Source organism: Streptomyces sp. NPDC048751, from assembly GCF_043198595.1.
In the GTDB taxonomy this organism is placed as follows: Bacteria; Actinomycetota; Actinomycetes; order Streptomycetales; family Streptomycetaceae; genus Streptomyces.
This window is the reverse complement of sequence record NZ_JBICUX010000012.1, coordinates 131992-158431: the sequence shown is the minus strand read 5'-3', so window position 1 is coordinate 158431 and position 26440 is coordinate 131992. Positions and strand designations below refer to the sequence as shown.

26 protein-coding genes are annotated in these 26440 nt (G+C 68.2%); 13 read left to right on the top strand and 13 right to left on the bottom strand.

The window, feature by feature from the left end; genetic code table 11:
* Positions 1-49: 49 nt before the first annotated feature.
* Both ACGFNV_RS33135 and ACGFNV_RS33130 read right to left on the bottom strand, forming a co-directional pair.
* Complete coding sequence (locus ACGFNV_RS33135; protein WP_020271174.1) at positions 50-262, bottom strand: DUF5326 family protein; 213 nt, start codon at positions 260-262, stop codon at positions 50-52.
* Between the two features lie 154 nt (positions 263-416).
* Entirely contained in the window at positions 417-734 is a 318-nt protein-coding gene (locus ACGFNV_RS33130; RefSeq protein WP_393627575.1) for a cupin domain-containing protein, read from the bottom strand.
* Between the two features lie 48 nt (positions 735-782).
* Here ACGFNV_RS33130 and ACGFNV_RS33125 point away from each other — a divergent pair, with 48 nt between their 5' ends.
* From ACGFNV_RS33125 to ACGFNV_RS33105, 5 genes are all read left to right on the top strand, one after another.
* Positions 783-1160 carry a phage holin family protein gene (locus ACGFNV_RS33125; RefSeq protein WP_393627573.1) on the top strand — a complete coding sequence of 126 codons (378 nt, stop codon included), beginning with the start codon at positions 783-785 and terminating at the stop codon, positions 1158-1160.
* Between the two features lie 7 nt (positions 1161-1167).
* The gene (locus ACGFNV_RS33120; RefSeq protein ID WP_393627572.1) at positions 1168-1659 is read left to right on the top strand and encodes a low molecular weight protein-tyrosine-phosphatase; all 492 of its coding nucleotides are present in this window, start codon (positions 1168-1170) and stop codon (positions 1657-1659) included.
* Positions 1656-2867, top strand: coding sequence for a cystathionine gamma-lyase (locus ACGFNV_RS33115; RefSeq protein ID WP_393627571.1), 1212 nt, complete (start codon positions 1656-1658; stop codon positions 2865-2867). Before ACGFNV_RS33120 ends, ACGFNV_RS33115 begins: the two co-directional genes overlap by 4 nt.
* A gap of 225 nt (positions 2868-3092) precedes the next feature.
* Positions 3093-3998, top strand: a complete 906-nt coding sequence (locus ACGFNV_RS33110; protein WP_393627569.1) for a LysR family transcriptional regulator — start codon at positions 3093-3095, stop codon at positions 3996-3998.
* A 110-nt stretch (positions 3999-4108) separates the two neighbouring features.
* Positions 4109-4591, top strand: a complete 483-nt coding sequence (locus ACGFNV_RS33105) for an NUDIX hydrolase (protein WP_133927997.1) — start codon at positions 4109-4111, stop codon at positions 4589-4591.
* A gap of 8 nt (positions 4592-4599) precedes the next feature.
* Here the strand turns inward: ACGFNV_RS33105 and ACGFNV_RS33100 are convergent, their stop codons facing one another.
* Positions 4600-6150 carry a globin domain-containing protein gene (locus tag ACGFNV_RS33100; protein WP_393627567.1) on the bottom strand — a complete coding sequence of 517 codons (1551 nt, stop codon included), beginning with the start codon at positions 6148-6150 and terminating at the stop codon, positions 4600-4602.
* A gap of 407 nt (positions 6151-6557) precedes the next feature.
* Complete coding sequence (locus ACGFNV_RS33095) at positions 6558-7190, bottom strand: HAD family hydrolase (protein ID WP_393627565.1); 633 nt, start codon at positions 7188-7190, stop codon at positions 6558-6560.
* A 185-nt stretch (positions 7191-7375) separates the two neighbouring features.
* On the opposite strand from ACGFNV_RS33095, the gene ACGFNV_RS33090 reads away from it, so the two are divergent.
* A complete protein-coding gene (locus ACGFNV_RS33090; RefSeq protein ID WP_393627563.1) occupies positions 7376-8242 on the top strand; it encodes a GNAT family N-acetyltransferase in 867 nt (288 codons plus the stop codon).
* Between the two features lie 78 nt (positions 8243-8320).
* Here the strand turns inward: ACGFNV_RS33090 and ACGFNV_RS33085 are convergent, their stop codons facing one another.
* Positions 8321-9529, bottom strand: a complete 1209-nt coding sequence (locus tag ACGFNV_RS33085; RefSeq protein WP_393627561.1) for an MFS transporter — start codon at positions 9527-9529, stop codon at positions 8321-8323.
* A gap of 142 nt (positions 9530-9671) precedes the next feature.
* On the opposite strand from ACGFNV_RS33085, the gene ACGFNV_RS33080 reads away from it, so the two are divergent.
* Together ACGFNV_RS33080 and ACGFNV_RS33075 are read left to right on the top strand one after the other, a co-directional pair.
* On the top strand, positions 9672-10130 hold the full coding sequence (locus tag ACGFNV_RS33080; protein ID WP_393627559.1) for a MarR family winged helix-turn-helix transcriptional regulator: 459 nt from the start codon (positions 9672-9674) through the stop codon (positions 10128-10130).
* 9 nt (positions 10131-10139) lie between these two features.
* Positions 10140-10592, top strand: a complete 453-nt coding sequence (locus ACGFNV_RS33075; RefSeq protein ID WP_393627558.1) for a GNAT family N-acetyltransferase — start codon at positions 10140-10142, stop codon at positions 10590-10592.
* 71 nt (positions 10593-10663) lie between these two features.
* Here the strand turns inward: ACGFNV_RS33075 and ACGFNV_RS33070 are convergent, their stop codons facing one another.
* Positions 10664-12049 (bottom strand): serine hydrolase domain-containing protein, encoded by a 1386-nt coding sequence (locus ACGFNV_RS33070; RefSeq protein WP_393627556.1) that lies wholly within the window; start codon positions 12047-12049, stop codon positions 10664-10666.
* A 175-nt stretch (positions 12050-12224) separates the two neighbouring features.
* On the opposite strand from ACGFNV_RS33070, the gene ACGFNV_RS33065 reads away from it, so the two are divergent.
* Positions 12225-13547, top strand: a complete 1323-nt coding sequence (locus tag ACGFNV_RS33065; RefSeq protein ID WP_393627777.1) for a phosphatase PAP2 family protein — start codon at positions 12225-12227, stop codon at positions 13545-13547.
* Positions 13548-13558: 11 nt separating this feature from the next.
* Here ACGFNV_RS33065 and dnaB read toward each other — a convergent pair whose 3' ends face one another.
* Positions 13559-15037: a replicative DNA helicase gene (dnaB, locus tag ACGFNV_RS33060; protein WP_133928005.1), complete on the bottom strand. Its 1479-nt coding sequence runs from the start codon at positions 15035-15037 to the stop codon at positions 13559-13561.
* Between the two features lie 460 nt (positions 15038-15497).
* Between dnaB and ACGFNV_RS33055 the strand changes: the two genes are divergently transcribed.
* The gene (locus tag ACGFNV_RS33055) at positions 15498-16835 is read left to right on the top strand and encodes an MATE family efflux transporter (protein WP_393627554.1); all 1338 of its coding nucleotides are present in this window, start codon (positions 15498-15500) and stop codon (positions 16833-16835) included.
* A 104-nt stretch (positions 16836-16939) separates the two neighbouring features.
* Here ACGFNV_RS33055 and rplI read toward each other — a convergent pair whose 3' ends face one another.
* The 4 genes from rplI to rpsF form a co-directional block, all read right to left on the bottom strand.
* A complete protein-coding gene (gene rplI / locus ACGFNV_RS33050; protein WP_393627552.1) occupies positions 16940-17386 on the bottom strand; it encodes a 50S ribosomal protein L9 in 447 nt (148 codons plus the stop codon).
* A gap of 18 nt (positions 17387-17404) precedes the next feature.
* Positions 17405-17641 carry a 30S ribosomal protein S18 gene (rpsR, locus tag ACGFNV_RS33045; protein ID WP_003949403.1) on the bottom strand — a complete coding sequence of 79 codons (237 nt, stop codon included), beginning with the start codon at positions 17639-17641 and terminating at the stop codon, positions 17405-17407.
* Positions 17642-17719: 78 nt separating this feature from the next.
* Positions 17720-18310, bottom strand: a complete 591-nt coding sequence (locus ACGFNV_RS33040; RefSeq protein ID WP_393627551.1) for a single-stranded DNA-binding protein — start codon at positions 18308-18310, stop codon at positions 17720-17722.
* A gap of 69 nt (positions 18311-18379) precedes the next feature.
* Positions 18380-18670, bottom strand: a complete 291-nt coding sequence (rpsF, locus tag ACGFNV_RS33035) for a 30S ribosomal protein S6 (protein WP_004950685.1) — start codon at positions 18668-18670, stop codon at positions 18380-18382.
* 287 nt (positions 18671-18957) lie between these two features.
* Between rpsF and ACGFNV_RS33030 the strand changes: the two genes are divergently transcribed.
* From ACGFNV_RS33030 to ACGFNV_RS33020, 3 genes are all read left to right on the top strand, one after another.
* Positions 18958-19272 carry a hypothetical protein gene (locus ACGFNV_RS33030; RefSeq protein WP_393627549.1) on the top strand — a complete coding sequence of 105 codons (315 nt, stop codon included), beginning with the start codon at positions 18958-18960 and terminating at the stop codon, positions 19270-19272.
* Between the two features lie 178 nt (positions 19273-19450).
* A complete protein-coding gene (femX, locus tag ACGFNV_RS33025) occupies positions 19451-20569 on the top strand; it encodes a peptidoglycan bridge formation glycyltransferase FemX (protein ID WP_133928009.1) in 1119 nt (372 codons plus the stop codon).
* A gap of 73 nt (positions 20570-20642) precedes the next feature.
* A complete protein-coding gene (locus ACGFNV_RS33020; protein ID WP_393627547.1) occupies positions 20643-21674 on the top strand; it encodes an alanine racemase in 1032 nt (343 codons plus the stop codon).
* A gap of 109 nt (positions 21675-21783) precedes the next feature.
* On the opposite strand, the gene ACGFNV_RS33015 is transcribed toward ACGFNV_RS33020, so the two are convergent.
* Together ACGFNV_RS33015 and ACGFNV_RS33010 are read right to left on the bottom strand one after the other, a co-directional pair.
* A complete protein-coding gene (locus tag ACGFNV_RS33015) occupies positions 21784-23292 on the bottom strand; it encodes a glycosyltransferase family 87 protein (RefSeq protein ID WP_393627545.1) in 1509 nt (502 codons plus the stop codon).
* A 130-nt stretch (positions 23293-23422) separates the two neighbouring features.
* Positions 23423-26128: a transglycosylase domain-containing protein gene (locus ACGFNV_RS33010; RefSeq protein WP_393627543.1), complete on the bottom strand. Its 2706-nt coding sequence runs from the start codon at positions 26126-26128 to the stop codon at positions 23423-23425.
* Positions 26129-26440: the final 312 nt, after the last annotated feature.

The window sequence follows — 26440 nt, the reverse complement described above, 5'->3', positions numbered from 1 at the left end:
CCGGGGGAACCGGTGATTCCCGTGACCGGTCACCGGTTGCCCGTACGTCTCACCAGTCGCTGCGTGACGACGAGCTCGACGTGAACTTCCGCACCACGTAGATCAGTCCGCCGACCAGGGCCACGAAGACCAGCACCTTGAAGAGCAGGCCGATCACGAAACCGACGACGCTGGCTATCAGCCCGCCGAACACGACCAGGGCGATGACCGGCACCGCGATCCACTTCACCCACCACGGCAGTCCCGTGAAGATCTCTCGCATCGCCCTCGTCCTCATCTCTGTGGTGCCCGGCACGTGCGGTGCCGGATGTTCCGATGTCCTGCGATCGATGCTAGGTCCGCGAGGGGGGCCGGCGGGGGCCCGGCACCCCTTGTCCTCCCCTGACCGATCCCCTAGGGAACCCCGAGACGCGGGGTCAGGCCTCAGGTGGAGAGAACACCACCATGACCCGCAGGTCCTCACTGATGTGGTGGAACTTGTGGGCGACGCCTGCCGGTACGTACACCACGCTGCCCCGCGCCACCTGCGTGGTCTCCAGGCCCACGGTGATCGCGGCCCGCCCGCTCACGACGAAGTACACCTCGTCCTGCTTGTGCGGGGTCTGGGGATCGTGCTCGCCGGCGTCGAGCGCGTACAGCCCGACCGACATGTTGCGTTCCCGCAGGAACTGAAGGTAAGCGCCGTCGTTGGCGGCTCTCTCCGCCTCCAGTTCATCCAACCGGAATGCTTTCATCACACTCGCCCACACTCGTAACCGATCTCTTCTGCCACGATCAGACACATGAAGAATTTCGTAGTCAAGACGATCGCCAACGCGGGTGCCCTGGCGGTCGCGGTATGGCTGCTGGACAAGATCACCCTGACCGGTGACAGCACGGGCAAGAAGATCGGCACCCTGATAGTCATCGCTCTTCTCTTCGGCCTGGTGAACTTCGTCGTCAAGCCGATCGTGAAGGTGCTGACCTTCCCGCTGTTCATCCTGACGCTCGGACTGATCACCCTGGTGGTCAACGCCCTGATGCTGATGCTCACCTCGTGGCTGGCCGACAAGCTGGACCTGAGCTTCCACGTCGAGGGCTTCTGGACGGCGGTCGTGGGCGGTCTGATCATCTCCATCGTCTCCTGGGCGCTGCACGTCGTCCTGCCCGACGAGGACTGACCGAGCGATGACCTACCGCGTCTGCTTCGTCTGCACCGGCAACATCTGCCGCTCGCCGATGGCCGAGTCCGTCTTCCGCGCGCGCGTGGAGGAGGCCGGTCTCGACGGTCTGGTCGAGGTCGACAGCGCCGGCACGGGCGGCTGGCACGAGGGTGACGGAGCCGACCCGCGCACCGTGACGGTCCTCGAGGACAACGGCTACGGCAGCGAGCACACCGCCCGGCAGTTCCGGTCGGCCTGGTTCGCCCGTCTCGACCTCGTGATCGCCTTGGACTCCGGCCATCTCAAGGCACTGCGACGCCTCGCCCCCACCGAGGAGGACGCGCGCAAGGTGCGGTTGCTGCGCTCGTACGACCCCGGCGCGGGTGACGACCTCGACGTTCCCGACCCCTACTACGGGGGCGTGGACGGCTTCGAGGAGTGCCTTGAGATGGTGGAGGCGGCGAGCACCGGGCTGCTCGCCGCAGTCAGCGAACATGTGGAGGGACGGGCTGCATGAACGATTCGGCTGCGGGTGAGCGGGGCGATTCGGTTGACACCGGCGCGGTCGGCACCGGATCCGATTCGGTCGGCGTCGGCTCGGCGGGCAGCGGTGAGGGGACGCGTGCGGTGCGGGCCGGGCTGCCCGAAGCCGTCAAGTACGAGCCGACCCTGCCCGGCCCGGTGTTCGCCGCCCACTTCCACCTGCCGGGCGAGCCGACCGGCGGGTACGCCTACGGGCGGGACGAGAACCCGACCTGGACCCATCTGGAGCGGGCCATCGGTGAGCTGGAGGCGCCGGGGCGGGACGGCGTCGAGACGCTCGTGTTCGCCTCCGGCATGGCCGCCATCTCGTCGGTGCTCTTCTCCCAGCTGCGCGCCGGGGACGCGGTCGTCCTGCCCAGCGACGGCTACCAGGTGCTGCCTCTGGTCCGCGCCCAGCTGGAGGCATTCGGCATCGAGGTGCGCACCGCGCCGACCGGCGGCGACGCCCAGCTCGACGTCCTCGACGGCGCCCGGCTGCTGTGGATCGAGTCACCCTCCAACCCCGGCCTCGACGTGTGTGACATCCGACGGCTCGTCGGGGCGGCACACGCGCGTGGCGCCCTGGTGGCCGTCGACAACACCCTGGCGACGCCGCTCGGGCAGCGCCCGCTGGAGCTCGGCGCCGACTTCTCGGTGGCCAGCGGCACCAAGCAGCTCACCGGGCACGGCGACGTCCTCCTGGGCTACGTCACTGCCCGCGACAGCGGCACCATGGCCGCCGTACGGCGCTGGCGAAAGATCGTCGGGGCGATTCCGGGGCCCATGGAGGCATGGCTGGCGCACCGGTCGATCGCCACGCTCCAGCTGCGGGTCGACCAGCAGAACGCCACCGCTCTCCGGCTCGCCGAGGCACTGCGCGAGCGGCCCGAGGTGACCGGACTGCGCTACCCCGGGCTGTCCGACGACCCCTCGCACAAGATCGCCTCACGGCAGATGCGGCGCTATGGCTGCGTGGTCTCCTTCACGCTGCCCACACGCGCGCGTGCCGAGCGCTTTCTGGAGGCGTTGCGGCTCGTGGACGACGCGACGAGCTTCGGCGGGGTGCGCTCCACCGCTGAGCGGCGCGGTCGCTGGGGCGGGGACGCGGTGCCGGAGGGGTTCATCCGCTTCTCGGTCGGGGCCGAGGATCCCGAGGATCTCGTGGCGGATGTGCTGCGCGCGCTGGAGCAGTCGGCCCGGTGACCGGATTACGGACACCTGGTCGGTGTCCCACGCCGTGCGACGGACGGTCCGAGCCTCCCCCCTCGTGGCTCGGACCGTCCTCGGTTCTGCGGGCGAAGAACCGCGCGAACCAGGCTAGTTGACTCTGTGTCAGTGTCCAATCACAGTAGCGACAGAGACCTATCGACTTATTTATAGTTGTGCGCGGCCGGGGGCCGGAGAAGGGCTGTGAGAGGGGAGGCGTACATGGACCTCGCCTTGCTGCGCACCTTCGTCACCGTGCACCGGGCCGGCTCCTTCACCCGTGCCGCCGCCTTGCTGGGCCTGTCCCAGCCGGCCGTCACCTCGCAGATCCGCACCCTGGAGCGGCAACTGGGCCGTCCCCTGTTCCTCAGACAGGCCCGCGGAGTGACACCGACGACGATGGGGGACGAACTCGCCCACAAGGCCGCGCCGCATCTCGACGCCTTGGTGGAAATCGCCGAGACGGGCCTCGACGACGAGTCCTCCCTCCGCACCCTGCATCTGGCCGGGCCTCCCGAGTTCACCGCGGAACGGGCGCTGCCCGCCCTGACGGAGCTCACCGGCGGGGACGGACAGGGATTCGCCCTGCGCGCCTCGTTCGGCACCGCCGAGGAGGCCCTGGAGGGGCTGGCCGCCGGTCACCACGACCTGGCCATCAGCACCGCCCGGCCGCGCGGCGCCCTGCTCACGGCGACCCCGCTGTGCGACGAGGAGCATGTACTCGTGGCAGCCCCGCTCTGGAACGAGCGGATCCATGCCGGGAAGCCGCGCCGCGAGGGCGTGCCCACGTTGGAGAACCTCCCCGTCGTCGAGGTTCACGAGTCGCTGCCCTTCGTCTCCCGCTACTGGGCCTCCGTCTTCGACTGCCACCCGGCCGCCTCGGGCACCGTCGTGGTTCCCGACCTCCGGGCGGTTCTCGCCTGCGCGAGCGCGGGCGCCGGTCTCGCGGTGCTGCCGCGCTATCTGTGTGCGGACGCTCTCGAACGCGGGGACGTGGTCACGCTGCACGACCCGGCGGTGCCGCCGCTGCGGACGTACTTCCTGGCGGTGCGCACCGGAACGTTGGCGATGCCGCACATCGCGCGGGCGCACGAGTGGCTGCTGCGGACCGCGGGCGACTGGTGCTGAGCGCCGTCCTCGGCTTGTGATGCGCCTCGCGCTTCGGGCGTCACGCAGTGAGCTCCGATGGTGACGTTTCGCGATGTTTCACGTGGAACCAGCCGGGCCACATTCCTCCCATGACCGTCCGACCCGTGGTCAAGCGCACCGCCCGTGCCGTCCTCCTGGACGGCGATGACCTGATCCTGATCAAACGCACCAAGCCTGGTGTGGATCCCTACTGGCTCACGCCCGGCGGTGGGGTCGAGCCGGGGGACACGACCGTCGTCGACGCCCTGCACCGCGAGGTGTACGAGGAGCTCGGCGCCAAGATCACCGATGTCGTGCCCTGCTTCGTCGACACCGTCGAGCACATCGGCGAGGACGGCGGCGCGACCGGCGTGAAGGTACAGCACTTCTTCGTCTGCCGTCTGGAGTCCATGGACCCGGCACTACGACACGGCCCGGAGGTGGACGAGCCGATCGGCGAGTACGAGATCGTCAGGGTGCCGTTCACCCGGGTGGGCATCGCCTCCGTCCACCTCGTGCCCCTGTCATTGCGGCACTACCTGGACGGCAACATCGAGGGCGTACGGGCCATGCACGCTCCCGACCTGGGCTGACACACTGCTCAGTCCAGGGTGACGACAAGTTCCTCCACCGAGTCGTGCCGAATGCGCTCGGGCGGTATTCCGCTGTCCCTCAGCGCGTCCACCCCGCTGCGGATCATGCCGGGCGGGCCGGAGACATAGGCGTCGTACTCGGTCCAGGGGCCATGGGTGCGTATGGCGTCGGGGAGCTGGAGCAGGCCGTGCCGGTCGACCACCGGGCGGACCTCCAGCCAGGGGTGGGACTGCTTGAGCCTGAGCATCGTGTCGATGTCGTAGAGGTCGTGGTCGGTGCGGGCACCGTAGAAGACCTCGACCGATCGCCGCTCGCCGTGCTCGGCCACGTCCTCGACGAGTGCCTTGATGGGGGCAATGCCGGTGCCGCCGCCCAGACAGAGGAGGCCGTTGTCGGTGGTGTGGTCCACGGTCATCGAACCGGCCGGGGGGCCGAGACGGATGACGTCGCCGGGCCGGGCGCGGTGGACGAGGGTGTTGGAGACCCAGCCGGCGGGGATCGCCTTCACATGGAACGTGAGCAGTCCGTCGGAGCGGGGCGCCGAGGCGAAGGAGTAGTGCCGCCACACCCGGGGCCACCAGGGCGTCTCCAGGCTCGCGTACTGACCGGCGAGGAAGGGGTACGGCTGGTCGGGGCGAACCGTGACCACCGCGACGTCGGAGGTCCTGAGGTCGTGCGAGACGACCTCCGCCTGCCACCAGGCCGGTGCACGCAGTTCGTCGGCGGCCGCAGCGTCGATCATGACCTGCGAGATCGTCGTGTACGTCCGGACCCAGGCGGCCTCGGTCTCGGCGTCCCACACGGACCCCGCGTACTTGCTGAGGGCGCCGATGAGGCACTCGCCGACGGCCGGGTAGTGCTCGGGGCGGGTGCCGTACTTGCGGTGACCCCGACCGAGGTTCTGCAGATAGTCGACGAGGACGGGCGTGTTGTCGATGTGCTCGGCGGCGGTGAGCAGGGCCTTGAGCAACCGGTCCCGCTGGGCGTCCATCGCGGCCGGGAAGAGCGGGCGCAGATCGGGGTGGCGTACGAAGAGCAGCGCGTAGAAGTACGACGTGACCTTGTCGGCCACTGAGGCGACCTCGGCCATGGTGCGGCGGACGAGGATGGCGTCCGGTGAGGCCTGCTGGGCGGGGGCGGGCCGCTGCGTGGGGACGCGGTGATCGTCGGGGGCGGCCTGGGCGTCGATCGGCGCGAGGGTCGCGGTCCGGGCGGCCGCTGTTGTTCGCTCCGGCTGCGTCCCGCCTGTGCCCGGGGCGGGCGGTATACCGCCGGTGCGCGTGACGGGCGGTGTGGGGACGTCGCTCGGGGCGGAGGCCTCCGTGCCATCCGCGTAGGCGAGCGGTTCGGGGTCTGCGGTCGTCACCGGTTCCGCGGAGGCGTCGGTCGGCGGGTCGTCGCCCGCTGTGGCCCTGCCCACCGGGCGCATCGCGGCCAGACGGCCGCCCTCGGCGGTTTCGGGTCCGGAGCCGGGGGCCGGCTGCTTGCGCGGCGTGAACCAGCCGCCTCCGCCGCCGGACGTGCCGTTGTCGGCCGACCTGGTGGTCGGAGCGTCCATGGTGTGCCTCGCCTCGAACATCTTTCGGTCGGTCTGCGCACTTCCACGTTCGGAAGCGCCTGCCTTCCCCCGTAGACGGCTTGCTTTCCCGTTCGGTGTCGCGGCCGATACGGCCACATTGAACCCGTATTCCCGCTCCGTACGGACAAGTAAGGCGAGAGTGTGACAAGGGCCGCAGTGCTCACCGCAGCATCCCACCGCGTGGGGGGCGCTCCAGCCGCATACCCGAAAACGCGGGTCTTCGATCACTCCGTCCCGTTAGGCTGCATTGCCTTGCTCCCGGCTCGCAGTGGGCGCGTCGCGCTCCGGACACGAACCGGACACGACCCTACCGGTCAGGGCTCCGTACACAAGTCCCCCCTGCCCTCACCACGTTTTGACCGAGGGGCGAACGGTCAATTCCGCAATTACCGGTCGTGGCGTACCAATTCATAGGCTTCCCACAGATCTTTACCCATGTAGGAGTACGTCGCGAGCCCGGTCAGATGGCTGTCCGCATTCACCGCGACGGAAACCGGCACCGCACCGAAGAGATCCAGATCCGACAGCGAGTCGCCGTACGCGACGCAGTCGGCCCGCGTCACCCCGAACTCCCGGCACAGCTCATCGGCGATGCGCACCTTGGCCACGGCGCTGAGCACACCGGTCGGGTCCATGGGCTCCGTGAACGGCACGGTGGGAAAGCGTGAACCGTGGGCCGCGTGGGCTCCCCAGCTCATGAGGCGTTCCACGAAGAAGGAAGGCGAGAGCGACACGACCGCGCAGTAGTCCCCCGCGCGTCTGATCTCCGCCCAGACCTCCTGGATACGGGCCAGCCAAGGCGCCGCTTCGAATGCCGCCACCACGTGTGCCTCGGTGAGCTCCGCCCACAGGGAATACACCTGCGCCGCATACTGCGGCGGATCTATCAGCCCGGCCGAGATCGCTTGGTCCAATGCCACCGTCTCCGCTTCCAGACCCAGTTGCCGCGAGATCTCCACGGGCGCTGACGTACCGTGCAGCAGAGTGCCGTCCATGTCGAAGAGATGAAGTCTCGTCATGAACAGTGAGGCTAAAGGCCCTTACGGTCAGCACCTCGATGAGATCTGGCGTTCGCCCATGTTTCACGTGAAACACCGCGCCCCTCTCCTCAACCTGTGCGGTTGACCACGACATGGCCAAAAGCACGTACGTCGGCCCGCAAACAGGTGGACGCCGAGGCCGGCCATCGGACAGCCTGACCGGCGTGCCGACTCCTTCCCTCCCCGCTCTCCCCATTCGCCGTCTGACGCTCCGCGATCTCACCGCCTGCGCCGACTTGTCCGAGAACCGGGGGTGGCCGCGCGAGGAGCACAAGTGGGGCTTCCTCCTCACAGCCGGGAGGGGCTACGGCGTCGACGACCCCGCTGGCGGCCTCGTCTGCGCCTGCGTCGTCACCCAGTACGGCCCACCGGACCGTCCCGACCTGGGCGCCATCGGCATGGTGCTGGTCGCTGAACGGCATGCCCGCCAAGGCGTCGGACGCCGGTTGATGCGCCAGGTGGTCTCGACGCTGGGCACCACGCCTCTGACATTGCATGCGACGCCGTACGGGCTCCCCCTCTACGAGGAGCTCGGCTTCAAGGTGACCGGCCGGGCGGAGATGCTGCACGGGCGCTTCACTTCCGGCGGAATGGAGTCGCAGGTGTCCACACGTGCCGCCACCGCTGAGGATCTCAGCGCGATCCTCCGGCTCGACGAGGAAGTGTTCGGCGCGGATCGCACGCACATCATCACGCGGCTGCCCGCCTTCACCGACCAACTGCGCGTGGCCGAGGAGGACGGCCGCCTCATCGGGTACACGGGCGCCTGGCCCAACATGGACACGCATGTGGTCGGCCCCCTGATCGCCCGGGACACGGAGACCGCGAAGGCCCTCATCGCCTCCCTCGCCGCCCACACCGACCGCCCGCTGCGCACCGACATCGACGTACGGCACGAAGAACTGCTGGCATGGGCGAAGGAGCGCGGGCTGGCGTCGGTCGCCTTCAACGCGGTCATGACCTACGGCATCACGGAGCTGCCCGGCGACTGGACCCGACGGTTCGCTCCGCTGACGGTGGCCGCGGGCTGAGGCCCGGTATGGAGAACGCCGGCCCCCTTTCAGGGGCCGGCGCTTCCATGTTGTCGAAGAGCCGCTGAGCGGGTCGCTTCAGTGGTGGACGGCTGCCCGCTGCTCGGCGGGGGCGCCTCCCGCGACCACGGCGCTGGGCGTGCGGTCACGGCGCTCCAGGGCCGCCGAGAGGACGGCGAGGACCAGGGCGCCCGTCGCCAGCACCGCGCCGACCCAGTTCGGGGCGGTGTAGCCGAGGCCGGCCGCGATGACGAGGCCGCCCAGCCAGGCAGCGAGGGCGTTGCCCAGGTTGAAGGCACCGATGTTCACGGCGGAGGCCAGCGTCGGGGCGCCGTGCGCCTGGTCGAGGACGCGCTTCTGCAGCGGCGGGACGGTGGCGAAGCCCAGAGCACCGATCAGGGCGATCGTGACGGCCGCGAGGACCTTGTCGTGGGCGGTGAGGGTGAAGAGCGCCAGCACGACCGCCAGGGCGCTCAGCGCGACGTACAGCATGGGCATCAGGGCGCGGTCGGCGAACCTGCCGCCGACGAGGTTGCCACCGACCATGCCGAGGCCGAGGAGAACCAACAGCCAGGTGACGGAGCCGCCCGCGAAACCGGTGACATGGGTCATCATCGGCGTGATGTAGGTGATGGCCGCGAAGACACCGCCGAAGCCGAGCACGGTCATCGCCATGGCGAGCAGGACCTGGACGTTCTTGAGGGCGGCCAGTTCGTGACGCAGGTACACGCCCTCCGGCTTCGGCATGTCGGGGACCAGCCTGGCGACACCGGCCAGGCCGACGACGCCGAGGGCGGCGACGATGCCGAAGGTCACGCGCCAGCCCACGTGTTGCCCGACGAGGGTGCCCAGCGGCACGCCGACCACATTGGCGACGGTCAGGCCGGTGAACATCATCGAGATGGCGCCGGCCTTCCTGTCCGGTGCGACCAGGTCGGCGGCGACGACGGAGCCGATGCCGAAGAAGGCACCGTGGGCGAGTGAGGCGACCACGCGGCCGATCAGCATGACGGCGAAGGCGGGAGCGAGGGCGGACAGCAGGTTGCCGACGATGAACAGGCCCATCAGCAGCATCAGCATCCGTTTGCGGGAGACCTTGGTGCCGAGCACCGTCATCAGTGGCGCGCCGAACATGACGCCGAGCGCGTAGCCCGTCACCAGGAAGCCGGCCGTGGGGATGGAGACCCCGAAGTCACCCGCGACCTCGGGCAGCAAGCCCATGATCACGAACTCGGTCGTTCCGATCCCGAAGGCCCCTGTCGCGAGGGCCAGAAGCGCGAGAGGCATGAGGGGGACACCCTTCCCAAAAAATTGCAGATGCGCTATGCGTGCGTCAACAATACTTGCACACGCCTACTACATGCAAAGGCCGACTATCTCCTCCCTGCTCTATCCTTGGTTGAGCCGCTCCGGGACGGAGGAAACGCCAATGACAGCGACGGACCCCGCGCTCACCGCCCTCGCCCAGGGCTGGTGCGCCCTCTCGCTCCTGCACGGGAGGATCGAGGCGCACCTCGAGCGCGCCCTGCAGGCCGGGCACGACCTGAGCGTCCGGGAGTACTCCTTGCTCGACGTGCTCAGCCGACAGCACGACGGTGACGGGGGCCATCTGCAGATGAAGCAGGTCGCCGACGCGGTCGTCCTCAGCCAGAGCGCCACCACCCGGCTGGTCACCCGGCTCGAGGACCGCGGCCTGCTCGCGCGCTACCTCTGCCCCACCGACCGACGCGGCATCTACACGAACGTCACCGAGGCCGGCCTCAAGCTGCTCTCAGAGGCCAGACCCACCAACGACGCCGCCCTGCGCGAAGCGCTTGACGCAGCGGCCAAGGTCCCGGAGCTTGCCCCGCTCGTACGGGTCGTGGAGTCACTGAACGTGCCCGCATAGGCTGCGGCCATGGGAGATCTTGAAATACGCGCCGCCACGTCCGACGACATCCCGGCAATCGTCGCCATGCTGGCGGACGACCCGCTGGGCGCACAGCGGGAGTCGCCCGACGACCTCACCCCGTACCTGACCGCGCTCGAGCGGCTCCGCGCCGACCCGAACCAGCACTTGGTCGTGGCGGTCCGCGAGGGCCGCGTGGTGGGCACGCTCCAGCTCACGGTCATTCCGGGGCTGTCCCGGCGCGGCGCCACCAGGTCGATCGTCGAAGGCGTACGCATCCACGCCGACGAGCGTGGCAGCGGTCTGGGGACGCAGCTCGTCGAGTGGGCGGTCGAGGAATCCCGACGGCAGGACTGCCAGTTGGTCCAGCTGACCTCTGACAACACGCGCACCGATGCCCACCGCTTCTACGAGCGGCTCGGTTTCACGGCCTCCCACGTGGGCTTCAAGCTCCAGCTCTGAGACATGTTCCGCTCCCAGCGGTCACACCGAGAAGCGCCTTGTTTCACGTGAAACAAGGCGATGCTTCTTGGCTAGCCGATCCCCCGCCACCCCTCGGAGTCGACTCCACCCGGCACAGGAGCCCCCTCCTCGTACGGCTGACGCGTGAAGACGAACGACCCGAGGTCCAGATGGCTCAGGGAGCCGTCGGGGCGCCGTACGGGCCGCAGAAGCTCTCCGGCGTAGTAGCCCTCCAGCCCCGTCCAGGTACCGTCCCCGTTCGACCGGAACCGCGAACGCCGGCCGTTGCCCGACAGCGGCTCCAAGGAGACCAGCCCGTCGGCTGTCAGCCGCAGTCCGAAGCCGGACGTCCCCCAGTACCACTGCCCCGCCAACTCCAGCACGGCCGGATCGACTTCGCGCAGCGGCCGCCAGGGCGCCGGGATCCGCGGCTCGGCCTCGGCGACGATGCGCACGAGATCGGCACCCACCGCGGACAGCAGCGGACCGGACGTGCAGTTGGCGAGCACGACCGCCGCCACGTCGTCCGCCACACTGATCGTGAGGTTCGCCAGGAAGCCCGGCAGTGATCCCGTGTGACCGACCAGAGTCCGCCCCTCCTGGTGGCGGATCTCCAACCCCAGGCAGTACGCGTAACCGGCCGCCACATCCGCGACCCCGGGCGGCGCGGCCGGCGTGCGCATCTCGGCCAGCGACTCGGCACTCAGCACACGGTCGTCCCCGTTCACCAGGAACGCCGCGAAGCGTGCCAGGTCAGCAGTGGTTGACCAGAGTTGACCGGCCGGCGCCATCCGCCCCAGGTCCTGCACCGGTTCCGGCAGCAGCGCGTCGGCCCAGGGGTGCACGGCCCAGCCACCGGCGTGGGGCGCCCGGGGTCGCGCGCTGGTTCGATCCAGGCCCAGAGGTTCGAGCACTTCTCGCCTAAGGACGTCCTCCCAGGGGGCGCCCCTCAGCTGCTCGACCAGAGCGCCGAGCACCGTGTAGCCGGGGTTCGAGTAGTGGAACCGTCGGCCGACCGGGTGCCGGAAGGGCTGCTCTCCGAGTACGTCGGCCAGTTCGGGGCGCAGCGACCCCGGAGTGCGCTCCCACCACGGTTCGGGTGACTCGGCCGCCAGGCCGGCCGTGTGCGCGAGCAGTTCGGCGATGGTGGCTTCCCCCGTGCCGGTGCCCGGCAGATGCTTCTCAACGGGGTCACCGAGGTCGAGCACGCCCTCGTCACGCAGCCGCAGCACCAGGACGGCGGTGAAGGTCTTGGTGATGGAGCCGATGCGGTACTGCACGTTCTCGTCCGGCCCGTGCCCGTCCACCGAGGTCCGCGCACCGTGCCACACGGCCCGCCCGTTCCGTACGACCGCCGCGACCAGCGACGGTGCTCGCCCTTCGGTCTGCGCCACGGCGATCCGGTGCAGCAGAGCCCGCCGCGTGCCGGGCAGCAGCTCTCCCTGAGGTGTCGTCATGGGCCCAGTCCACCCGGCCTCGCGGTCCACGTCGAACCCATTTCGCATGATCGCGAAACCCACTCGCAACGCTCCGATAGCATGTTCGATCTCAAACCTATTTAACTAATACCTATCAAATCGGCCAAATTAATTGATATCCATAGCATCGCGGGTGCTTTCGCGAATTAAATACATAATTTCATCCTCCGCATGGCGTCAACCACGGGCGACACTCTGGGCCATAGCAGGCGTGACGACCCTCGGATTCCTCATCGCGCTGGAGATCGCCTCGCGCCGCTATGGCCTACCGGGGCCGATCACCAATCAGGCGCAAGAGGTGCTGTTCGCCCCCAAATCGGGACCGCTGCTGTACGCCGGTATGGCGTTGATGATGGTGGTGCTCACCTGGCGGCAACGGTTCGTGGCGGTCGGAGCCGCGATCGGCATCGATGCCGTCTTCCTGCTGGTGCGGTGGGCGGTCGACGCCAAGACGAGCTTCGGCAATGGCGCGTTGTGGGTGATTCTGGGCTATGCGGTCATCGCGATCACGCGCCGCGCGGGCCGGGAACGCGTCCTGCTGCTGAAGGGCGTCGGGCTGGGCCTGCTGCTGGTGACCGGCCGCAAGACCGGTGACGCCTGGCTGCTCATCACGTCGAAGACCCGCCCCGCGGTGCTCGACCAGTACGTGGTGACCGCCGATCACGCGCTGGGCGACCCGTCATGGCTGGCAGGCCGGATCGTCGAGGCCACCCATCCGATCGGTCCCCATGTTCTCAACTTCGTCTACGCTCAGATCGCGGTGGCCGCGGCCGTCATCACGCTGTACCAGCTGCGCAACGTGGCGGCCGAGCGCCGCTTCCCGAGCCATCACCTGGTGCGCACCTTCCTGGCGATCGGCCTCGTCGGGCCTGCTATCTACATGATCTTCCCGGTGGTCGGACCGGTCTTCATCTACGGCAACGGAGCCTTCGGCACCGGCGGCGGGCACTGGGCGATAGCCAACCTGTGGCCGGACACGCTGCCGCCGATCAGCGCCCCGCACCCGATGCCGTACGACGAGATCACCCCCCGCAACTGCATGCCCAGCCTGCACACGGCATGGGCCACCGTGATCTTCATTCATTCCCGCAAGGGCCCACGTCTTCTGCGGTTCGCGGGCGCTTTCTGGCTGATCGCCACGCTCTGCGCAACGCTGGGATTCGGCTACCACTACGGCGCGGACCTCATCGCCGGCGTGGTGTTCGCGCTCACCATCGAGGCCGCCATGCGCTCACTCGCACGGGGCTGGGACCGGTCAGGAGTCCAGCTGGTCGCGTACGGCACCACGGTCTTCGCCGCGCTCCTGGTGTCCTATCGCTATCTGCCGATGGAGATGGCCCGACATCCGTGGGTGTTCGGACCCCTTCTCCTTCTGGCGATGGCCTCGGTGATCCACGGTTACCTGCGGACCACCAGGCTGTGGGACCCGCAGGCCGCATCGGTGCTCCAGCCGGAACCGCAACCCGAACCAGCGTGACTCAGGCCGGATCAGGTCTGCGCCATGTCCACGAAGCGCGAGTAGTGCCCCTGGAAGGCGACGGTGATCGTGGCCGTCGGACCGTTACGGTGCTTGCCCACGATGATGTCCGCCTCGCCGGCCCGCGGCGACTCCTTCTCGTAGGCGTCCTCGCGGTGCAGCAGGATCACCATGTCGGCGTCCTGCTCGATGGAGCCGGACTCACGCAGGTCGGACACCATCGGCTTCTTGTCCGTGCGCTGCTCGGGGCCACGGTTCAGCTGGGAGAGCGCGATCACCGGGACCTCCAGCTCCTTGGCCAGGAGCTTGAGGTTACGGGACATGTCCGAGACCTCCTGCTGACGGCTCTCGGAGCGCTTGGAACCACCGGCCTGCATCAGCTGCAGATAGTCGATGATCACGAGCTTGATGTCGTTGCGCTGCTTCAGCCGACGGCACTTCGCGCGGATCTCCATCATCGACAGGTTCGGGGAGTCGTCGATGTAGAGCGGCGCGGACGACACCTCGGGCATCCGGCGCGCCAACCGCGTCCAGTCCTCGTCCGTCATCGTGCCGGACCGCATGTGGTGAAGGGCGACCCGGGCCTCGGCGGACAGCAGACGCATCGCGATCTCGTTGCGCCCCATTTCGAGGGAGAAGATGACGCTGGGCAGGTTGTGCTTGATCGACGCGGCACGGGCGAAGTCCAGCGCCAGCGTGGACTTACCCATGGCGGGACGGGCCGCGATGACGATCATCTGGCCCGGGTGCAGACCGTTGGTGAGGGAGTCGAGGTCGGTGAACCCCGTGGGCACACCGGTCATCTCGCCGCTGCGTGAGCCGATCGCCTCGATCTCGTCGAGGGCGCCTTCCATGATGTCGCCGAGCGGCAGGTAGTCCTCACTGGTGCGCTGCTCGGTGACCGCGTAGATCTCGGCCTGGGCGCGGTTGACGATCTCGTCGACGTCGTCGTCGGCCGCGTATCCCATCTGGGTGATGCGGGTGCCCGCCTCGACCAGCCGACGCAGGACCGCGCGCTCGTGCACGATCTCCGCGTAGTACTCGGCGTTCGCCGCCGTCGGCACGGTCTGGACGAGGGTGTGGAGATACGACGCTCCACCGACCTTGTTGATCTCACCGCGCTTGGTCAGCTCGGCGGCGATCGTGATGGGGTCGGCCGGCTCACCCTTCGCGTAGACGTCGAGGATCGCCTGGAAGATCGTCTCGTGGGCGGGCTTGTAGAAGTCGTGCCCCTTGATGACCTCGACGACGTCGGCGATGGCGTCCTTGGACAGGAGCATGCCGCCCAGGACGGACTGCTCGGCGTCGAGATCCTGTGGCGGTACACGCTCGAACGACGTGCCGCCGCTCTCCCACTCCCCGTCGTCACGGCCGCGCTCGTGCTGCTCACCGCGGCCTCGGCCCACATCGCCGCGGCGACGGGAGGCGGGCAGACGATCACCGGGACCGCTGTCGGCCCACGGGTCGTCCAAGGGCTCGGAAATGCTCACCGAGCCACCTCCTCCCGTCCGCCGAGCGGACCTCGCCGTGCCCCTCTGTTCTACGGCACGGCACTGACAACTGAGAGGCCCCTCTCCGGTTGCAGCACGCCGGTTTTGTGACGGTTTCACGACCGGCGGCACGGAGGGGGCGCCGGACAACGGTAGGCCCGTGAGCAGCGTCAGCCAATCTGGTTATCCACAGGCCATGTGGACGACAGGCCCGATGCTGTGGAGAACTCCGCGAAACCTGTGCACGACCCGGTGGACAGCCCTGTGAACAAGCTTTCACCTTCGCCGACATCACCGCCGTGACCTGCAAGTTTGCCGTCCACCGGCTGTGCAGAAGAAAAACTTTCCCACTCGGACCAAGATCGCCTCGAACAGTGCGCGAGAGCACACACGATCAGCACGGATGTAATAGACAATACCTGCTTGCATCCATTACCTGTGGACGATTAGATTGGTGGTCATGACACAGGCTCCCGCGGCCCCCGAGGCCACCCGGCGACAGCACGATCGAGAGATCGTCGCACTGGCCGTCCCGGCCTTCGGCGCACTGGTCGCCGAGCCCCTGTTCGTCATGGCCGACAGCGCGATCGTGGGGCACTTGGGCACGGCGCAACTCGCCGGCCTCGGTGTCGCCTCCGCCCTCCTCATGACCGCCGTGAGCGTCTTCGTGTTCCTCGCGTACGCCACCACGGCGGCCGTCGCACGCCGAGTGGGCGCCGGCGAGCTCCAGGCCGCCATACGCCAGGGCATGGACGGCATCTGGCTGGCGCTCCTGCTCGGCGCAGCTGTCATCGCCGTCGTCCTGCCCACCGCACCCGCCCTCGTGGAACTCTTCGGCGCCTCGGACACGGCGGCTCCGTACGCGACCACTTATCTGCGTATCTCGTCCCTCGGCATCCCGGCCATGCTGGTGGTGCTCGCCGCGACCGGCGTGCTGCGCGGCCTGCAGGACACGAAGACCCCGCTGTACGTCGCCATCGCCGGTTTCATCGCCAACGCCGCTCTCAACGCCGCTCTCGTCTACGGTGCCGATCTCGGCATCGCAGGCTCCGCCTGGGGCACCGTCATCGCCCAGTGCGGCATGGCCGCGGTCTACCTCGTGGTGGTCGTCCGGGGAGCCCGTCGGCACGGTGCCTCGCTGCGCCCCGACGCTGCCGGGATCCGGGCCTCCGCGCAGGCCGGTGCACCCCTGCTGGTCCGTACGCTCTCCCTGCGGGCGATCCTGATGATCGCCACGGCTGTGGCTGCCCGCCTCGGGGACGCCGATATCGCGGCCCACCAGATCATCCTGTCCCTGTGGAGCCTGCTCGCCTTCGCACTGGACGCCATCGCCATCGCAGGGCAGGCCATCATCGGCCGCTACCTCGGCGCCGAGGACGTCCAGGGCGCCCGCGCAGTAGGCCGCCGAATGGTGGAGTGGGGCATCGCCGTAGGAGTCGTCCTCGGTCTCCTGGTACTGATCACTCGGCCGGTGTTCCTGGCCCTGTTCACCAGCGACCCCCTGGTCAAGGACACCGCCCTTCCCGCTCTGGTGATCGTGGCCGTGTCCCAGCCGATCTGCGGCATCGTCTTCGTTCTGGACGGCGTTCTGATGGGCGCGGGCGACGGGCCGTACCTGGCGTGGGCGATGCTGCTCACGCTCGCGGTCTTCACACCTGTCGCGCTGCTCGTGCCTGTCGCAGGCGGCGGTCTGACCGCTCTCTGGATGGCCATGACGTTGATGATGGCCATACGCATGCTGACCCTGTGGATGCGAACTCGCTCGGGACGGTGGCTGGTGACGGGTGCGACGCGCTGAGCGTTTCACGTGAAACATGGCCACCCGGCCCCTGGAGCAACGCGTAAGGGGCCGCACCCCAGCGGGTGCGGCCCCTTCTCAGCGGTTCAAGCCGAGCACGGCGATCAGGCCGCGACGACCTCGATGTTGACCTTGGCGGCAACCTCGGGGTGCAGACGCACGGACGTCTCGTGGGCGCCCAGGGTCTTGATGGGCGCGCCGAGCTCGATGCGGCGCTTGTCGACCTCGGGACCACCGGAGGCCTTGATCGCCGAAGCGACGTCGGCCGGGGTGACGGAACCGAAGAGACGACCGGCGTCGCCGGAGCGAACGGCCAGACGGACCTTCACACCCTCGAGCTGGGCCTTCACAGCGTTGGCCTGCTCGATGGTCTGGATCTCGTGGATCTTGCGAGCACGACGGATCTGCTCGACGTCCTTCTCGCCACCCTTGGTCCAGCGGATCGCGAACTTCCGCGGGATCAGGAAGTTGCGAGCGTAGCCGTCCTTGACGTCGACGACATCGCCCGCGGCACCGAGGCCGGAGACCTCGTGGGTAAGGATGATCTTCATGAGTCGGTCACCCTTTCCTTATCGCGCGGTGGACGTGTAGGGCAGCAGCGCCATCTCACGGCTGTTCTTGACGGCCGTGGCGACGTCACGCTGGTGCTGCGTGCAGTTGCCGGTCACGCGGCGGGCACGGATCTTGCCGCGGTCGGAAATGAACTTCCGCAGCATGTTCGTGTCCTTGTAGTCCACGTACGTGACCTTGTCCTTGCAGAAAGCGCAGACCTTTTTCTTCGGCTTGCGCACAGGCGGCTTCGCCATGGTGTTTCTCCTGTGTGATCAAGAAGTTGGGGTACGACCCGCCTTCGACCGGCCCGGTCCGAAGACCCGGCCCAAGGCCTAGAAGGGGGGTTCGTCCGAGTAGCCGCCGCCACCGCCGGAGCTTCCGCCCCAGCCGCCGCCACCGCCCTGGTTGCCACCGGCGGGAGCGCCGGTCGCCCAGGGGTCGTCGGCGGGAGCGCCGCCGCCCTGCTGGCCGCCACCGGGGCCGCCGCCCCAGCCGCCGCCACCCTGGCCGCCACCGCCACCGCCGCCGAAGCCACCGCCACCGCCCTGGCCACCGCGGCCCGTGGTCTTGGTGACCTTGGCCGTGGCGTTGCGCAGGCTGGGGCCGACTTCCTCGACGTCCAGCTCGTAGACCGTGCGCTTGACGCCCTCGCGGTCCTCGTAGGACCGCTGCTTCAGCCGGCCCTGCACGACGACGCGCATGCCTCGCTGGAGCGACTCCGCGACGTTCTCCGCCGCCTGACGCCAGACCGAGCAGGTCAGGAAGAGGCTCTCGCCGTCCTTCCACTCGTTCGTCTGGCGGTCGAAGGTGCGGGGAGTGGACGCGACACGGAACTTCGCGACCGCCGCACCGGAGGGGGTGAAGCGCAGCTCGGGGTCATCGACAAGATTGCCGATGACCGTGATGACGGTCTCGCCTGCCATGGGGGAACCTCTCGGCGGGTTTGCTGGCTGCTTACTACTCGAATCCCGGGATCAGCTGAGCGGGAGAGCTCAGTGGGTCTCGGGGCGGAGGACCTTGGTCCGGAGGACCGACTCGTTCAGGTTCATCTGGCGGTCGAGCTCCTTCACGACCGCAGGCTCGGCCTGCAGGTCGATGACCGAGTAGATGCCCTCAGGCTTCTTCTTGATCTCGTACGCGAGACGACGACGGCCCCAGGTGTCGACCTTCTCCACCTTTCCGTTGCCCTCACGGACGACGGAGAGGAAGTTCTCGATCAGCGGGGAGACAGCACGCTCCTCGAGATCGGGGTCGAGGATGACCATCACCTCGTAGTGACGCATGTGGAACCCACCTCCTTTGGACTCAGCGGCCACGGTCGTTCCGTGGCAGGAGGGTTGTTATGCGTACGCAACGGTATCGGCCACCACTGACAATCGGGGGCCGCGAGCGGCGTCCCCGGCTCGACCTGGGGAGATTCCCTGGCCCTGTCTGGGCAGACACCGGTGCAGACGGTACAGAGTACCCGCACAGCGCCTTGCGGTTGAAATCCGGCCGGTGGGACCGTCAGTCTGTACGACATCGGGTGTGTATGGCGCTACGATGCGCCGCCTTCCGCAGGAGGTGCCCTATGGCACAGGCATTGCGACCCAACACCGCCGGATCCCTCTTCGCCACGGACGACAGGCCCCACCCCCTCCAGGACGCGCTGGTCGCGGTGACCCTGGTGCTCGGGATCACCGCGTTCGTCACCGGCTTCTTCGACCACCTCAACCTGCTCAGCTCCTGGACCGGTCTGGTGGGGATCCTGACGGGCGCTTACGGGCAGTGGATCTCGGAGACCACGCGCGAGCGCTTCGGTCTGGTTCTGGGTCTCGGTGCGTCCGGAGTCGGTTTCTTCCTCGGCATGGCACACGGTGGTCTCTTCGGCGGCCTGTTCGGCTGACCGGCGGGCGCCGTCCCTCAGGCGCCTTTTCGAACACCGTGGGAACGCCCCGGCGGCCAACAGGCCGGGGCGAAGGTGCCGTACGCCCAGTCGGGGCGCTCGCGGGGCGCAGTAGGCTTCGCGCGAGAGCCGGAGCCCCTGAACCCATGGGGACACACCAGCCCGAGGAGCGCCCCGAATGAGCCTGACCCTGAGGACCATCAGTCGAGAGCAGCATCTGGCCTACATCCAGAGCCTGCCGTCGGCGAGCCACATGCAGGTCCCGGCCTGGGCTGATGTGAAGGCGGAGTGGCGTTCGGAGAACCTCGGGTGGTTCGACAAGACCGGTCAGCTGGTGGGCGCGGGTCTGGTGCTCTACCGCCAGCTGCCCAAGATCAAGCGCTACCTCGCCTATCTGCCCGAGGGCCCGGTCATCAACTGGTATGCGCCAAATCTGACCGAGTGGCTGGAACCGATGCTCGCGCACCTCAAGCAGCAGGGCGCGTTCTCCGTGAAGATGGGCCCGCCGGTGATCATCCGGCGATGGGAGGCCACGTCCATCAAGGCGGGCATCCAGAACCCCGACGTGAAGCGGCTGCGCGACATCGAGGCCGACTTCATCGAGCCGCGTGCCTTCGAGGTGGCCGACAAGCTGCGCCGCATGGGCTGGCAGCAGGGCGAGGACGGCGGGGCCGGCTTCGGTGACGTCCAGCCGCGCTACGTCTATCAGGTGCCGCTGGCGAACCGCTCCCTGGAAGAGGTGCACAAGAACTTCAACCAGCTGTGGCGCCGCAACATCAAGAAGGCGGAGAAGGCCGGCGTCGAAGTCGTCCAGGGGGGCTACCACGACCTCGAGGAGTGGCAGCGGCTGTACGAGATCACGGCCGTGCGCGACCACTTCCGGCCCCGCCCGCTGTCGTACTTCCAGCGCATGTGGACGGCCCTCAACAGCGAGGACCCCAACCGCATGCGGCTGTACTTCGCCCGCCACAACGGTGTGAACCTGTCGGCGGCGACCATGCTGATCGTCGGCGGGCACGTCTGGTACTCCTACGGCGCCTCCGACAACATCGGCCGGGAGTTCCGCCCCTCGAACGCGATGCAGTGGCGGATGCTGCGCGACGCCTACGCGCTCGGCGCCACGGTCTACGACCTGCGGGGCATCTCCGACTCGCTCGACGAGAGCGACCACCTCTTCGGCCTGATCCAGTTCAAGGTCGGCACGGGCGGACAGGCCGCCGAGTACCTCGGCGAGTGGGACTTCCCGCTGAACAAGCTGCTCCACAAGGCGCTCGACATCTACATGTCACGCCGCTGAGTCTCCGGTCGTCCGTTTCCACCCACCACCCCCGACACCACCCCCCACCACGAGAAAGGTTCCAGGTCCGGCCATGGCGCTCACGCTCTACGTCGACACCGCGCGCTGGCGGGCGCATCACAAGCACGTGCAGGACCAGTTCCCCGGCCTCGTCCCTGTCTGCAAGGGCAACGGCTACGGCTTCGGGCACGAGCGCCTCGCGGAGGAGGCCACACGGCTGGGCTCGGACACTCTCGCCGTGGGCACGACGTACGAGGCCGCGCGGATCAAGGACTGGTTCGGTGGCGACCTGCTGGTGCTGACGCCTTACCGGCGGGGCGAGGAGCCCGTGCCGCTGCCCGACCGGGTCATCCGCTCGGTGTCGTCGATCGACGGTGTGTACGGCCTTGTGGGCGCCCGTGTGGTGGTCGAGGTCATGTCGTCTATGAAGCGGCACGGCATCAGCGAGCAGGACCTGCCGCAGCTGCACGCCGCCATAGAGAACGTCCGTCTCGAGGGCTTCGCGATCCATCTGCCGCTGGACCGCACCGACGGCTCGGACGCCGTCGAGGAGGTCATCGGCTGGATGGACCGGCTGCGTGCGGCACGCCTGCCGCTGCACACGATGTTCGTCAGCCATCTCAAGGCCGACGAACTCGCCCGGCTCCAGCAGCAGTTCCCCCAGACCCGCTTCCGTGCCCGTATCGGCACGCGGCTGTGGCTCGGGGACCACGAGGCCACCGAGTACCGCGGTGCCGTCCTGGACGTCACGCGTGTCGCCAAGGGCGACCGCTTCGGCTACCGCCAGCAGAAGGCGGCCTCGGACGGCTATCTGGTGGTCGTGGCCGGCGGTACGTCGCACGGGGTGGGCCTGGAGGCCCCCAAGGCGCTGCACGGCGTCATGCCGCGTGCCAAGGGCGTCGCCCGGGCCGGCCTGGCCACGGTCAACCGGAACCTTTCTCCGTTCGTCTGGGACGGCAAGCAGCGCTGGTTCGCCGAGCCGCCGCACATGCAGGTGTCCATCCTGTTCGTGCCCACGGACGCCCCGGAGCCGAAGGTGGGTGAGGAGCTCGTGGCCCATCTGCGGCACACCACCACCCAGTTCGACCGGATCGTGGACCGCTGAGCGGCCGCGCTCAGCGCCGAAAAACCGATGAGGCCGTACACGGACCCTTCCGTGTACGGCCTTTGCCGTCTCCCGCGTGCCTCGGGTGGGCCGTCGGCACCTTGTTCGCTCAGAGCGAACGGCCGTCGGAGGGGCCCGTGTTCTGGCTTCCCCACGCCACCTGAGGCTCCTCGGTATGGGCCGCGGGCTGCGTCGGACGGGCCGCCGGGCCGAGGACGAACACGTCCTCCGCGCCGTCGAGCACACCGCCCGAGGGGTCGTCCTCACCGGTCCGGCGCACCACGTCCCGCTCCGGCATGAGGATGTCCCGCACGATGATTACGCACAGGTAGAGGGTGCCGAGGAGGTGTGCGCCGATGGCCCAGTGGTAGCCGTCGGTCGGCAGGCCCTTGTGGGCGTCTCCGCTCGTCGTGTAGGCGAGGTACATCCAGATCCCCAGGAAGTACGCGACCTCGCACGCCTGCCAGATCAGGATGTCCCGCCACTTCGGCCGGGCCAGCACGGCCAGCGGGACCAGCCACAGGACGTACTGCGGCGAGTAGACCTTGTTGGTGAGGATGAACGCCGCGACGATCAGGAAGGCCAGCTGCGCGAAGCGCGGCCTGCGCGGCGCGGTGATGGTGAGCACCGCGATACCCACGCAGCACAACAGCACCAACGAGGTGGCGAGTGTGTTGACCATCTCGGTGCTGAGCGGGTGGGAGGAGTTCTGGGCGATGATCAGCCAGAAGGACCCGAAGTCGACCCCCCGCTCCTGGCTGAAGGTGTAGAACTTCGACCAGCCATCGAAGGCGAAGTACGCCACCGGCAGGTTCACCACGAGCCAGGAGACGGCCGCGCCACCGAAGGCCTTGCCGAAGTCCCGCCACTTGCCCGCGCGCCAGCACAGCACGAACAGCGGCCCGAGCAGGAAGACGGGATACAGCTTGGCGGCCGTGGCGAGCCCCAGCAGGACACCGAAGGCCAGGGAACGGCCCCGGGACCACATCAGCATGGCGGCGGCCGTCAGGGCGACCGCCAGCAGGTCCCAGTTGATCGTGGCGGTCAGCGCGAAGGCGGGTGCCAGGGCGACCAGCAGGCCGTCCCAGGGGCGCCGGACCTGGGTGCGGGACACGCAGACCGCGATGATGGCGGCGCATGCCATCAGCATCCCGGCGTTGACCATCCAGTACCACTGCTCCTGGTGCTGGATGCTGCCGCTGCCGGGCGTCAGCCAGGCGGCGACCTCCATGAACACACCGGTCAGCACCGGGTACTCGAGGTACTGCATGTCACCGGGGAGCTTGTCGAAGTACGGCACCAGACCGTCGGCGAAGCCGCGCCCCTGGTAGAGGTGCGGGATGTCCGAGTAGCAGGCGTGCGTGTACTGCGAACTGGCGCCGAAGAACCAGCCGCCGTTGTAGCAGGGAGCCTTCTGGACCAGTCCGAGGGCGAACATGCCGATCGCCACGAGAGCGACGACCCGTACGGGGGTCCACCAGTCCGCCCCGAGCAGGGCACGCCGTCCGATGGGACCGCCGATCACCTCACTGCCGGCCCTGGCGACCGCGTCGTCCCTGGTCGGCCGCACCTGATCCGGCTCGTGCACGCTCGCGTGCGTCGATTCTGCGCTGGGCATGTGCCACATCCTGCCGTACGTGTCTAGGAATACGCCGAGGGCCGCCACACCTCGCAAGGTGTGGCGGCCCCTGTTTCACGTGAAACGTCCCGATGTTTCACGTGAAACACCGCGTCGGGCGCTAGGCCGGCTAACCGGTCTGGCCTCCGAAGAGGCCGCCTCCGCCTCCGTTGCCGTTGCCTCTGCTGTTGCCGCCCCCGTCTGCGCCACTATCCGTGGGAGTGGGAGAGGGGCTCACCCCTCCGTCCGTGCCACCGGTGTCGGTGTTGCCACCCGTGTCCGTGCCTCCGGTGTCCTGACACCCGAAGAAGCGGTTGCAGGACTCACTGGGGGACGGCGAGGGCGAGGTCAGCGTCTCGCTGGGCGTGGGACTGGGCGTCGGACTCGACTCCTGGGTCTTGCTCGGCGTCGGGATGGGGCTCGGCGACGGGGCCTCGTTGACCACCTCACCGATGGGCTCGGGAGTCGGGAAATCCTCCGCGGGTTCGCCCTGCAGTGCCTCTTCCATGTAGTCGTGCCAGATCTCGGCCGGGAACGAGGCACCGTGGATCTTCTTCTGACCACCCGTTCCGAACATCTTCAAGAACGTCCGGTTCTTCTTGCTCTCGTCATCGTCGTACCGGAACATCGTGATCGACGTGGACAGCTGCGGGGTGTAGCCCACGAACCAGGCGGACTTGTTGCCGTCGGTCGTACCGGTCTTGCCGGCGACCTCCCGGCCGGTGAGCTGGGCGCTGGTGCCGGTTCCCTTTTCGACCACCGTCTTCAGCACGTCCGTGACGTTGTCGGCGACCTTCGGGGTGAACGCGTCCTCCGTCTGGACCTTGTGCGTGTAGGCCGTGCCGTCCTTGCTCGTGACCTTCTCCACGGAGTACGGCTCGCGCTGCTTGCCGCTGGCCGCGAAGGTGGCGTACGCACCCGCCATGCGGATCGCGCTGGGCTGGGAGATACCGATGGAGAAGGACGGGTAGGTGACGCCGGCCAGGCTGTTCTTCTTGAGGCCTGCGCTGATGGCGGCCTCCTTCACCTTGTCCAGACCGACGTCCATGCCGAGCTGCACGAAGGCCGAGTTCACCGACTCGCGCATCGCCTCACGCAGGTCGATCTGGTAATTGGGGGGAGTGCCGTAGGACACCTGACCATCGTTGGTCTGAAGCCACTCGTCCCCCTTCTCGTTCTTCCAGACCTGCTTGTTGTACTCCTCGATCTTGAGCTTGTTCTTGCCGCTGAACAGGCTCTTCGGGGAGACGATGGTCCGCTCGTCCTGCGCCTGCGTCTCGGGGCCGTCGGGGTCGCGCACACCCCAGGTCATCGCGGCCGCGAGCACGAAGGGCTTGAACGTCGAACCGACCTGGGCACCGGTGGTGTCGGCGTTGTTGGTGAAGTGCTTGGTCGCGTCCTCACCGCCGTAGATCGCCTTGATGGCACCGGTCGCCGGATCCACCGAAGCGCCACCGAACTGGACGTGGGTGTCCGTCTTCGGGCGCAACTTGGGCTTGATGTTGGCCTTCTGGACCTTCGTGACCGAGGACTCGAGCTCCTTGATCTTCTTCTTGTCGAAGGTCGTGTAGATCGAGTACCCGCCCTGCTGCAGCTTGTCGGCACTGATGATGTTGTTGTTGATCACGTATGCCTTGGCCAGGTCGACGAGATAGCCGATCTGCCCCTTCAGCTCACGGTTCGACCGCGGACTCTGCCACTTGGGGAGTTCCGTGTACTTGGCCCGCGTCGCGGCGTCGAGATGGCCGTACTCGACCATCTTGTCCAGAGTGTCCTGCATCTGGCTGAAGGCTCGTCGGCGGTTCTTGTCAGGGGTGGCGTTGGCCGGGTCGATGGAGGTGGCACCCGCCGGGTCGTAGTAGGTCGCGCCCTTGAGCATCGCCGACAGGAAGGCGCACTCGCCCTCGTTGAGGTCGATGGCGTCCTTGTTGAAGTACGCGCGAGCGGCGGCCTGGATCCCGTACGCCCCACGGCCGTAGTAGGCGGAGTTCAGGTACCCCGCCATGATCTTGTCCTTGGGGACCGTGGCGCCGACCTTGATCGAGACGAGGATCTCCCTGAACTTCCGGGAGATCGTCTGCGACTGGTCGTCCAGCATCGCGTTCTTGACGTACTGCTGGGTGATGGTGGAGCCACCCTGCGTCTGACCGCCCCTGGCCATGTTGAACACGGCGCGGGCGATGCCCTTCGGGTCGATGCCGCTGTCGGTCTCGAAGGTCTTGTTCTCCTGCGAGATCACCGCGTACTGCATCGCCTTGGGGATCTGCGACAGGTTGACGATCTGACGGTTGGTCTCACCACCGGTGGAGACCATCTCGGAACCGTCGGACCAGTAGAAGACGTTGTTCTGCGCCTCGGCCGTCTTCGCGATGTCCGGGACACCCACCATGGCGTAGCCGATGCCCGCTACGGCCACCAGGCTGCCGATGAAGCCGATGCACAGACCGGAGACGAGCTTCCAGGAGGGCATCCAGCGGCGCCAGCCGTCCTTGCCGGCCCGTGGATAGTCGATGAGGCGTTTCTTGGCGGGGACGGCCGCACGGCCTCTGCCGCGGCCGGGTCCGGTCGGGGCACCACGGCCCCCTCGGCCGGGCTCTGCCGCTCTGCGGCGACCGCCCGTGCTTCTCTGTGCCGCACGCCGGGCCTCGGCGCGGCCGCCGTACGACGGCTCCTCGCCTCCCGACTCGTAGGATCCCGACCCGTACGAGTCGGCTGGCGACCCGGTGGCGCCTCGCGGTGCCGCACGGCGGCCGGAGGACGAGCCGGACTGGCCGCGTCGGGCCGCGGCACGTCCGCCTCCCTGCGGCTGCGGCGGTTTGCGACGGTGCTCGCTCATCGAACGACTACTCCTCGGGCAGGCGCACCCGTGCGCGCCTGGAAACGGCGGCTGGTTTCCGGTCCCCCCGAAGTACGGATGTGGTCGGTTCCGCATTCATCCGTACTGCACCTAGGACGACGACGCCCCCATGCGTCACGTGGTTCCCGGTGGTGTGCATGGCGCACAGACTACGCACCGCCAAAACCCGCCGAGCCCAGAAGTTCACCCCAAATCAGGCAACTCGCCTGCAACGAATCGGTGATGTGATCCCGTTCACCATCTTCACGCTTGTCGCATCCGGAAGGCCGTTCTATCGTCTTGATGTATCGA